The following is a 10053-nucleotide window of genomic DNA, read 5'->3' on the forward strand; positions in this document are numbered from 1 at the left end:
ACCCCACGCCGATCACCGGCATGCCTTTGATCTGGCCTCCGCGGGCGACTGAAGTCGCCCCTACAGGGGGCTCAGGTGGGGGTGAGCTTGCTGCGAACGGTGTCCAGCACCTGCTGTTCCAGATCGGGCCGGAGGCAGTCCACTTCCACCAGATCGCCCCAGTTTTCCCGGAAGTTGCGTTGCCAGGTGATCTGGCGCTTGGCGAGCTGGCGGGTGGCGAAGATGCCTTTGTCGCGGAAGGTGGCCAGGCTGCAGTGGCCTTCCAGATATTCCAGGGCCTGGCGATAGCCGACGCAGCGCATGGAGGGCAGGTTGGCGTCGAGCTGGTAGTGGCGGCGCAGGTTTTCTACTTCATCGACAAAGCCGGCCAGCAGCATGGTGTCGAAGCGCCTTTCGATGCGGGCGTGGAGCACCGACCGCTCGCTCGGCGTCAGGGCGAGCGGGATCAGGCGGTGGGTGTCGGCGGCGCTTTCGCGGCGGGCGTAGCTGGCCGCCAGGGGCTCGCCGGTGAGACGCACGATCTCCAGGGCGCGCTGGATGCGCTGCGCGTCCTTGGGTTCGAGGCGGGCGGCGGCGTCCGGGTCGAGGCGAGCCAGCTCGGCATGCAGTGCCGGCCAGCCGTCCCGGGCGGCGGTGTCCTCGATCTCCCGGCGCAGGGCCGGGTCGGCCTCGGGCAGGTCGGAGAGCCCTTCGCGCAGGGCCTTGTAATACAGCATGGTGCCCCCCACCAGCAGGGGAATGCGCCCCCGGGCGGTGATCTCGCCCATCCGCTGGCGGGCATCGTCGCAGAAGCGGGCGGCGGAATAGGCTTCCTCGGGGCTGAGGATGTCGATCAGGTGATGGGGGCAGGCGGCCTGCTCTTCTGCCGTGGGCTTGGCCGTGCCGATGTCCATGCCCCGGTATACCAGGGCCGAGTCGACGCTGATGACCTCCACCGGCAGGCTGCGGGCGAGGGCCAGGGCACAGGCCGTCTTGCCGCTGGCGGTGGGGCCCATCAGCAGGATGGCGGGCGGAAGCGGGGGCGTTTGGGGCATGATGCGCCTTTCGATGGGACGCGCATTGTAGCGGTTGGGATTGGCCTATGAGCATGAGGATGAGGCGGGCATGGCATGCCCTGGCGATGGCGTGGCTGCTGCTGTGGGCCGGGCTGGCGACGGGCGCGGGGCCGCTGTTCCTGTGGGAGCTGCGGGATGCCGGGGGCGGCCTGCGGGCCTGGCTGTACGGCACCATCCACGTCTGCGATGCGGCCTGCTTTCCGCTGCCGGGCAAGGTGCGTGAGGCCCTGGGGGCGGCGGACAGCCTGGCCCTGGAACTGGACCTCGCCGACCCGACGGTGATGCAGCGCCTCGGCGAGGCCGCCCTGCTGCCCGCCGGGACACGCCTGGATGCCCAGCTGCCACCGGCCCTGCGGCCGCGCCTGGTGCTGGCCTCCACCCGCATGGGGCTGCCGCCCGAGGCCGTGCAGCGCCTGCAACCCTGGATGGTGGGTACCCTGCTGACCGTGCGGGTGGCCGAGACGGTGGGCTTTCGCACCGAGCAGGGAGTGGATCTGTGGCTGGCCGGCACGGCCAAGGCGGCGGGCAAGCCCCTGTGGGCGCTGGAAACCGTTGATCGGCAGATCGCAGCCCTGTCCGCTGGGGGAGAGGCGGCCCAGCTGGCCAGCCTGACCGAGGTCATCGAACTGATCGAATCCGGCGGAGCTCGTGCGTACTTTCAGCGCATGCTGGACGCCTGGCACGCTGGCGACGCTGCGGCCCTGGACCAGTTGCTGCGGGAAGAGATGTCCAGTACGACGATGGCCCCCCTGTTTGAGGAGATGTTCGACCGCCGCAACCGGGAGATGGCGACGTCCATCGTCCGCTACCTGGAGGCCGGTGGTCGGCCCTTCGTGGCGGTAGGCGCCGGCCATTTCGGTGGGGCCTCGGGCCTGTTGGCGGAGCTGGCTGCGCGGGGCTATCAATTGAAGCAGGTGGTGGAGCCGGCCCACGGCTTGGAGTGACGAACACACCCGGGAGAGGCGGCCATGCATAACATCTTCATCAGCTATGCCAGCGAGGATCGGGAGCAGGCCCACCTGTTGGCCGAGGCCTTCGCGGCCCGTGGCTGGTCGGTGTGGTGGGACCGGCACGTCGTGCCCGGGGAGGCCTTCGACACGCGTATCGAGCAGGCGCTGGACGCGGCGCACTGCGTGGTGGTGTTGTGGTCGAGCGCGTCGGTGGCCTCGGAGTGGGTGAAGAACGAGGCGGCAGTGGGGGTGGAGCGGGGCGTGCTGGTGCCGGCAATGATCGCGGCGGTGAAGCTGCCCCTGGAGTTCCGTCGCAAGCAGACGGCCGACCTGAGCGGCTGGCAGGGCGAGGCGGAGCATGCGGGCTTCGTGTCCCTGTGCGCGGGTGTCAGCCGGGTGCTGGGCGAGGCGGGGCCGCGGGTGGAGTCGGCGGCTTCCCGCAGCACCGCGGTGCCGGCGAAGAAGGCGGACGGACGCGGCCCGGCCCGCCTCATGCTGATTGGGGTTGTTGCTGCGCTGCTGGGCACGCTGGCCCTGTGGCTGCTGCTGCAACCCGAGCACGGCGATGTTGGTCCCCACCCGCCCGGGCCGGGGCAGCCGGTGTCGCCCGTGGCGGCGACCGAGGCGAGCCTGGCCGCGCGTATCGCCGGCACCTACAGCGGTGAGGTGATGGCGGATTCGAAGGGGGGCTCGCGTAGTGACGTGAGCGTGACCGTAACGGCCATTGACGGGCGCAGTGTGCGCATCACCTCCGATTACCCGCGCATCCCTGTTGTCGATGTGCCGCTCAACCGGGCTGGCGAGCATGTGCTGAGCGCAGAAGGGGATACGGCGCTGACGGTGGATCTGGCCAGGCAGCCGCCACAGTTGATCTACTCGCCCCACGGCGAGCTGAGCTTCAGTGGAGTGCGTCGATGAGGGGGCTGGGGGCGGTGGTCAGCGCGGCCCTGCTGCAGGTCAGCGTCACGGCGGTGGCGGCGGTGCCGGTGGCCATCGACGTGGGGCACTACCTGGAGCGTCCCGGGGCCATCAGCGCCCACGGTGTCACGGAGTTTGAATACAACCACGCTTTGGCGGCGGTGGTCGCGGCCCGGCTGGCCGGTGACGGCGTGCCGGTGCGCCTGATCGGCCATCGGGGCGAAATGGCCGATCTGTGGGCGCGCCCCCGCGAGGCCGAGGCGGCCGGGGCCGGCTTCTTCCTGTCCATCCACCACGACTCGGTGAAGGAGGAATACCTGCAGCCATGGACCTGGAATGGCCGCGCCCTGCGCTACGCCGAGGGCTTCGCCGGTTTCTCGTTGTTCGTGTCGCGGCTCAACCCGCGCCTGGACGAGAGCCTGGCCTGCGCCAGCGCCATCGGGGCGGCCCTGCGCGGGGCCGGCCTGCCGGTGGCGACCCATCATGGCGTGTCCTCGGCCGGTGTGGAACGCCCCTGGGCTGACGAGGCCAACGGGGTGTATTACTACGACAATCTGGTGGTGCTGAAGGGCGCCACCATTCCCGCTGTGTTGCTTGAAGCCGGCGTCATCGTCAATCGCGACGAGGAGCGGGCCCTGGCCGGTGCCGAACGGCGGGCCCTGACGGCCGCGGCGGTGGCGCAGGGGCTGGCCCGCTGCGGTGTGGTGACCCGCACCCCGTGACCGCCGGCGCCGGATCGGCCAGAATGCCACCCGCACGCCTTTGAAACCCGATTGCCCATGAAAACCGTCCTGCTTTCCTATTTCTCCGCCGCCCGCAGCCTGACCCGGCGGGGTGTGCTGTGGCACCTGATGTGGCCGACCCTGGTGGCCACCCTCGCCTGGACCACCCTGCTGGTGAGTAGCTGGGGCAGCCTGATCGAGGTGGGCACTCGCCTGATCACCGGCATGCCCCTGGTGGGCGGCTGGCTGGCTGCCTCCGACACCGCGCTGGTGGTGGCGCTGGTGATGTTCAAGATCGGCCTGGTGGTGCTGGCCCTGCCCATCATCTACGTGACGGCGGCCTTCCTGGTGGCGGCCATCGCGCTGCCGCTGATGGCCGAAAAAGTGGCCGCGCTGGACTATGCCGACATCGCCCGCCGCAAGGGCGGCAGCCAGACCGGTAGCGTCTGGAACGCGCTGACCTCGGTGCTGCAGTTTCTGGTGTTGCTGGTATTGAGCCTGCCCCTGTGGCTGATCCCCGGGGTCGGGCTGATCATTTCCCTGGTGCTGACGGCCTGGCTCAACCAGCGCGCCTTCCGCTACGACGCCCTGATGGCCCACGCCGATACCTTCGAGATGAAGGATCTGCCCGCACGGCACGCCAGCGGACTGTTCGGGGTGGGCCTGTTTGGTGCGGTGATGGCCCACCTGCCCCTGATCAATCTCTTTGCGCCGGCACTCTCCGGGCTGGCCTTTGTCCATTACCTGCTGTCGGCCCTGCGGGTGAGCCGGCAGAACGAGAACATCATCGAGGTGAAGTGAATGACTGATCAAAACACGCCGTCCTTCGGCGCAATCATCATCGGCGACGAACTGCTGTCCGGCCGCCGCGAAGACAAGCATCTGGGCAAGGTGCTGGAGTTGCTCAAGGCCCGGGGCCTGCGCCTGGCCTCCGTGCGCTACGTGGGCGACGAGCGCCCGCGCCTGGTCCAGACCCTGCGGGAGAGCTTCGCCGCCGGCGACATCGTGTTCAGCTTCGGCGGCATCGGCGCCACGCCGGACGACCACACCCGCCAGGCCGCGGCTGAAGCCCTGGGCCTGCCCCTGGCCCTGCACCCGGAGGCCGAGGCCGAGATCCGCGCCCGCTTTGGCGACGAGACCACGCCCCAGCGCCTGCAGATGGGCGTGTATCCCGAGGGCAGCGAGATCATCCCCAATCCCTACAACCGCATTCCCGGCTTCTCGATCCGCAATCACTTCTTCGTGCCGGGCTTTCCGGTGATGGCCTGGCCCATGGTGGAGTGGGTGCTCGACACGCGCTTTGCCCATCTCCATCACAAGTCGGACTACGTGGAGAGCTCGATCATCGTGTGGGAAGCCCTGGAGGGGCAGCTCATCGATTTCATGGAGCGCATCACCGCCGACTTCCCCGACGCGACCCTGTTCAGCCTGCCCAGCGTGGGCGGGGAGGGCGGCCGGCGCCACATCGAGCTGGGCATGAAGGGCCCGGCCGCGCGGGTGGCCGAAGCCATGGCCCTGATCACCGCCGAAATGACCCGCCGCGGCTACCCCTGGGAGCCGGCGGGCAGCCTCTGAGTGGCGAAGGACGCATCCGGCGGCTACCGCGACTTCCCCGGCCGGCGCTGGCTGGTGGTGGTGCTGCGCGCCGGCCACATTGCCGGCGTGGTCGGCGTCGGCGCCGGCCTGCTGGCCCCGCCGGGCGGGGCGGCGGTGGGCGGGGCGGCGGTGGGCTTCGTGTGGCTGATGGTGGCTTCGGGCCTGGCCATGGCCGCCCTCGATGCCTGGTCCAACCCCGTATGGCTGCAGGAATACGCAGGCCTCTCCCTGCTGGCCAAGTTTGCGCTGCTCGGCTGGTTCCTGGCCGATGAAAGCGCCCGGCCCATGCTGTTCTGGTCGATCCTGGTGTTCTCCGTGATCTTCGCCCACGCCCCCGCCAGCTTCCGCCATCGCCGGCTGGGGCGGTGACAGGCGGGGGGGGGGCTTAAAAGGCTGGCCGATGCGTCAGCGCGCGGGGAGCCAATCAAGCTGATTTCCTCGGTTTGACGCCGCGTCTGATGATCGAAGTGGCCTCTTCCGTGGGCGCAACTTGCAGGGGGGGGCTTGCCGGGGCGACTTGTAGGGGCGACTTCAGTCGCCCATCCGCACGCCAATCACCGACATGCCGTCTATCAAAGTCCGCGGGCGACTGAAGTCGCCCCTACGGCGCCTCCGGAGGCCGCCGGCGCCTTCCATGAAACCCTTCAGATTCACCCGTCCGCGTGATGCCGTTCGACCGGGTGTCACCGTGCTGAATTATTCATACCGTACTCTGCCCTCCGTTTCAGGAACACGCGGAGGGCGTCATGCAGAAGGACTGGATTCCGGGCAAGACGGAGGCGGGGGTGGAGGAGATTGCCACGCGCGCCCGGCGTCTGCCGCCACGTCTGCGTACCTTGTTGATCCTGGTCGATGGCCGGCGTGGGGGGCGTGAGCTTGCCGGGCTTGTGGAGGACATCGCCGTGGGCGAGGCACTGGCCGAATTGGCTGGGCTTGGCCTGATCACGCCGATGCCCTCTTTACCACTCCACCCGCCCAAGGTGATCGAGCCGGCCAGTCGGGCCTCGGTGGCGTCGGCGGCCCGCGGGCCTGGTGGTGGGCGGCGTTCCCTCGCCCTGGCCCGTTTCTACCTGCTTGATGCGATGGAGCAAAGCCTGCGCACCGGTGATACCCCCGTGCGAGAGCACCTGCGCAAGGCCACCACCCGGGCCGAGTTGCTACAGGCCTTCGAGATGTGCCGCGCCATCGCCGCCGAAGTGGGCGTAGCCCATGTGACAACCATCGAGACGCGCTTCATGGCCATGCTGCCCGAGGAGGGCTGACGGCCCCGCGGCGGGGTCACCCGAAGGGTGAAGCGGAAGGGGTTCATGGGCGGCTCGGAAGGTGGCTGAAGGGACAGTGGGGGCGACTTCAGTCGCCCGCGGACTTGGACAAACGGCATGCCAGTGATCGACGTACGAATGGGCGACTGAAGTCGCCCCTACGAGTCGCCCCTACGAGTCGCCCCTACGAGTCGCCCCTGCGGAAAGAGGCGACCTCGATCCTCAGACTGAGGAAGCAGGTCCATTCGACCATCCCACTTTCCTCTTGAAACCGCCTCCCGGGCCCTCTATAGTTGAGGGGTCCCAAGGGGGAGTAGCTCCACGCTGGTGGGCCGTCAATACGAAGAATGCCGTGATGTCTGCGGGTATCTTCCGGCCGCCGGGCAGTCACCGGGTTTTTCGGGTGATTGTGAGCAAGACCTTTGCCGCGATGGCAAAGTGTCTTCAGGTAAGCCGGCTCCCCTGCCGGACCAACTCAGAGGCCTTTCGCCATTACCGGACGAAAGGCCTTTTTGTTTGGTTCCGATTTGGGAGAGATGTGATGGAGAGTATTGGTACCTGGTGGATGTGGGCGGGCTTTGCCGCCGTGGTGGTGGTGATGCTGGCCATCGACCTGTTTCTGGTGGGCGGTGGCAAGGAGCACAAGGTGTCGGTCCGCGAGGCCGGCATCTGGACCGTGGTGTGGGTGAGCGTGGCCATGCTGTTTGCCGGCGCCCTGTGGTGGTATCTGGACGGTTCGGCAGGCCGCGAGGTGGCCAATGCCCGGGCCCTGGAGTTCGTCACCGGCTATCTCATCGAGAAGGCCCTGGCCGTGGACAACGTGTTTGTCTGGCTGATGCTGTTCTCCTTCTTCGCCGTGCCCCCCGAGCTGCAGAAACGGGTGCTGATCTACGGCGTGCTGGGCGCCATCGTGATGCGCACAGGCATGATCTTCGCGGGGGCCTGGTTGATCAGCCAGTTCCACTGGGTGCTGTACCTCTTCGGTGCCTTCCTGCTGGCCACGGGTGTGAAGATGATGTGGTTTGCCGGGCATGAGCAGAACCTGGAGAAGAACCCGCTGCTGCGCTGGCTGCGCGGGCACATGAAGATCACCAACGAGTTTCACCATGAACGCTTCTTCGTGATGAAGGAGGAGGGCGGCAAGTGGGTGCGCTACGCCACGCCCCTGTTCCTGGCCCTGGTGCTGGTGGAGATTTCCGACCTGATCTTTGCGGTGGATTCGATCCCGGCGATCTTCGCCATCACCACCGACCCCTTCATCGTGCTCACCTCCAACGTGTTCGCCATTCTTGGTCTGCGTGCCATGTACTTCCTGCTGGCTGACTTTGCCGGGCGCTTCTCCCTGCTCAAGTACGGCCTGGCGGCGGTGCTGATGTTCATCGGCGGCAAGATGCTGCTGATCGATGTGGTGAAGATCCCGGTGGGCATCTCCCTGGGCGTGGTGGCGCTGCTGATTGCCACCTCGGTGGTGCTGTCCCTGCGCAAGGATCGCCTGGAGACCGCAGCCCGGCAGGGCTGACGCTGGACGGGGCCCGGCCGCGTGGTGCATGCTGCCGGGCACCCGATGTTCCGAGACTGTCTGCTGTCGTGCTGATCCGCAATGAAACCCCGGCTGATGCCGCCGCCGTGCATGAACTGAATGTGGCCGCCTTTGAGGGCAGCACCGAAGCCGATCTGGTGGATGCCCTGCGCGGTCACACCTTTCCTTACGTGTCCCTGGTGGCCGACGACAAGGGGGTGATCGCGGGGCACATCCTGTTCACCCCGGTGCATCTGCCGGGCCACCTCCGGGCGCGGCTGATGGCCCTGGCGCCCCTGGCCGTGCTGCCGGGTTACCAGCGCAGCGGCGTGGGCTCGGCCCTGGTCGAGGCCGGGCTGGCCCAGGCCCGCGAGGCCGGCGCCGGCGCGGTGGTGGTGCTCGGCCACCCCGGCTATTACCCGCGCTTCGGCTTCGTGCCGGCGTCGCGCCACGGCATCCGCTGCACCTACATGGATTCCGGCGAGGTGCCCGACGAGGCCTACATGATCCTCGAGCTGCAGCCCGGCCACCTGGACGGGCTGGCCGGTACCGTCGAGTATCACGCGGCCTTCTCGGCCGTCTAGCTGCCACTCCCCGCCAGGCGACGCAGCAGCGGCCGCCACATCTCGCCCTGGTGCACGGCCAGGCCGAGCAGGATCAGCCCGGTGCCGGCCCACGGGCGCAGGCCGATCTCCTCGCCGTTGAGCAGGTTCCCCAGCAGCAGGGCCAGCACGGGCGTGATCAGGGTGATCAGGGCCACCCGCGAGGCCTCCAGATGCTTGATCACGTAGTAGTACAGGGCAAAGCCCAGCACCGACCCGAAGACCCCGAGATAGACGATGGCCGCGCCGGCGCGGGGCGGCACGGCGCTGGGCAGGTGCCCGTCACTGAGCAGCCACACCAGGGTGAAGAAAGGCAGGGAGACCGTCAGCGTGCCCACGGTGGTGGCCAGGGGCGGGCTGTCGTCGCCGATGTGCTTGAGGGACACCAGGCTGCCCGAGTACACCAGCACCGCTGCCAGCAGGGCAAGCAGGCCCGCCAGCGCATGCTCACCCCCCAGGCTGTCGCCATGCACGAAGATCACCCCCAGCCCGGCCGCCCCCAGCAGGGTGCCGGCGATGCGCGCAGGGGTGAGGGCCCGCTCACCCAGAAACACGGCGGCCAGCACCGCAGCGAACAGGGGCGACAGGCCGAACAGCACCGCCACCAGCCCGGAGTTCACATAGCGGGCACCCCAGTAGGTCAGCGCCATGGCCCCGAACAGGCCGATCCCGCCCGACAGGTAGGCCCGTCGCGCCCGGGCATGCAGCGGAAAGCCCACGCGCCCCACCAGCACCAGCAGCCCGGCCACCAGCGCACCGATGGCCATGCGGGCGAGCACGGCGAAGGCAAAGCCGGTGCCTTCGGTGCTCCACTGGATGGCCAGGGGCGTGGTGGACCAGATCAGGATGATGCCGAGATAGGCAGCGGGTAGGGACATGGGGGACTCCTGAAAATGAAAAAGGCCGCGGAGGGAAATCCGCGGCCTGTCGTGAAATCGGTGCAACTAACCGATCAACCCGATCCCGGCCCCGGATGGGCGGCCACGCGCCATGCGCGCAGGGCGCGACGACGGGCGGGCAGCAGGGGGAAGGCGGTATAGGGGCAAGGCATGACCCCATTCTCACGGCCAGACACGCAACGCGTCAAGGGCCGGCATGCCAATCGCTCAACGGGCGAAGGTCGAATGAACCGCCTTTCCTCCGAGTGACGCGTCCTCTGACAGATGGTCGCCGCAGCCTCTCCGCAGGGGCCACTTCAAGGGTCGACTTGTAGGGGCGACTTCAGTCGCCCATCCGCCCGATGATCACAGACCTGCCCTTGATCGAAGACCTGCCCTTGATCGACCCCCGCGGGCGACTGAAGTCGCCCCCACAGTCTCTCCAGCCGCCGTCAAAGCCTCCCATACACCCCTTCAGCTTCACCCATCAGGTGATCCGCTCGAGGGAAACCCAGGGCCTTTCAATACCTGATAGGTATTGACGATAAAGG

Annotated in this window: 11 protein-coding genes; 9 read left to right on the plus strand and 2 right to left on the minus strand. The window is 68.1% G+C overall.

Annotated elements, in window-relative coordinates:
- Positions 1-71: 71 nt before the first annotated feature.
- On the minus strand, positions 72-1034 hold the full coding sequence (gene miaA / locus ACIQ09_RS20635; protein WP_398314053.1) for a tRNA (adenosine(37)-N6)-dimethylallyltransferase MiaA: 963 nt from the start codon (positions 1032-1034) through the stop codon (positions 72-74).
- Positions 1035-1081: 47 nt separating this feature from the next.
- Here miaA and ACIQ09_RS20640 point away from each other — a divergent pair, with 47 nt between their 5' ends.
- From ACIQ09_RS20640 to ACIQ09_RS20680, 9 genes are all read left to right on the plus strand, one after another.
- Complete coding sequence (locus ACIQ09_RS20640) at positions 1082-1999, plus strand: TraB/GumN family protein (protein WP_398314055.1); 918 nt, start codon at positions 1082-1084, stop codon at positions 1997-1999.
- Positions 2000-2023: 24 nt separating this feature from the next.
- On the plus strand, positions 2024-2923 hold the full coding sequence (locus ACIQ09_RS20645) for a toll/interleukin-1 receptor domain-containing protein (RefSeq protein ID WP_398314057.1): 900 nt from the start codon (positions 2024-2026) through the stop codon (positions 2921-2923).
- On the plus strand, positions 2920-3645 hold the full coding sequence (locus ACIQ09_RS20650; RefSeq protein WP_398314059.1) for an N-acetylmuramoyl-L-alanine amidase: 726 nt from the start codon (positions 2920-2922) through the stop codon (positions 3643-3645). The genes ACIQ09_RS20645 and ACIQ09_RS20650 overlap by 4 nt, the downstream gene beginning before the upstream one ends.
- A gap of 57 nt (positions 3646-3702) precedes the next feature.
- Entirely contained in the window at positions 3703-4446 is a 744-nt protein-coding gene (locus tag ACIQ09_RS20655) for an EI24 domain-containing protein (RefSeq protein ID WP_398314061.1), read from the plus strand.
- Positions 4447-5220 (plus strand): competence/damage-inducible protein A, encoded by a 774-nt coding sequence (locus ACIQ09_RS20660; protein ID WP_398314063.1) that lies wholly within the window; start codon positions 4447-4449, stop codon positions 5218-5220.
- Positions 5221-5610: a hypothetical protein gene (locus ACIQ09_RS20665; RefSeq protein WP_398314065.1), complete on the plus strand. Its 390-nt coding sequence runs from the start codon at positions 5221-5223 to the stop codon at positions 5608-5610.
- 377 nt (positions 5611-5987) lie between these two features.
- Positions 5988-6503 carry a hypothetical protein gene (locus ACIQ09_RS20670; protein ID WP_398314067.1) on the plus strand — a complete coding sequence of 172 codons (516 nt, stop codon included), beginning with the start codon at positions 5988-5990 and terminating at the stop codon, positions 6501-6503.
- A 541-nt stretch (positions 6504-7044) separates the two neighbouring features.
- A complete protein-coding gene (locus tag ACIQ09_RS20675; protein WP_398314069.1) occupies positions 7045-8022 on the plus strand; it encodes a TerC family protein in 978 nt (325 codons plus the stop codon).
- Between the two features lie 68 nt (positions 8023-8090).
- Positions 8091-8606 carry a GNAT family N-acetyltransferase gene (locus ACIQ09_RS20680; RefSeq protein ID WP_398314071.1) on the plus strand — a complete coding sequence of 172 codons (516 nt, stop codon included), beginning with the start codon at positions 8091-8093 and terminating at the stop codon, positions 8604-8606.
- On the opposite strand, the gene ACIQ09_RS20685 is transcribed toward ACIQ09_RS20680, so the two are convergent.
- Positions 8603-9502: a DMT family transporter gene (locus tag ACIQ09_RS20685; protein WP_398314073.1), complete on the minus strand. Its 900-nt coding sequence runs from the start codon at positions 9500-9502 to the stop codon at positions 8603-8605. The two genes, ACIQ09_RS20680 and ACIQ09_RS20685, sit on opposite strands and share 4 nt — an antisense overlap.
- Positions 9503-10053: the final 551 nt, after the last annotated feature.

Origin of the sequence: Zoogloea sp., assembly GCF_044344315.1 — a bacterium.
Taxonomy (GTDB): domain Bacteria; phylum Pseudomonadota; class Gammaproteobacteria; order Burkholderiales; family Rhodocyclaceae; genus Zoogloea.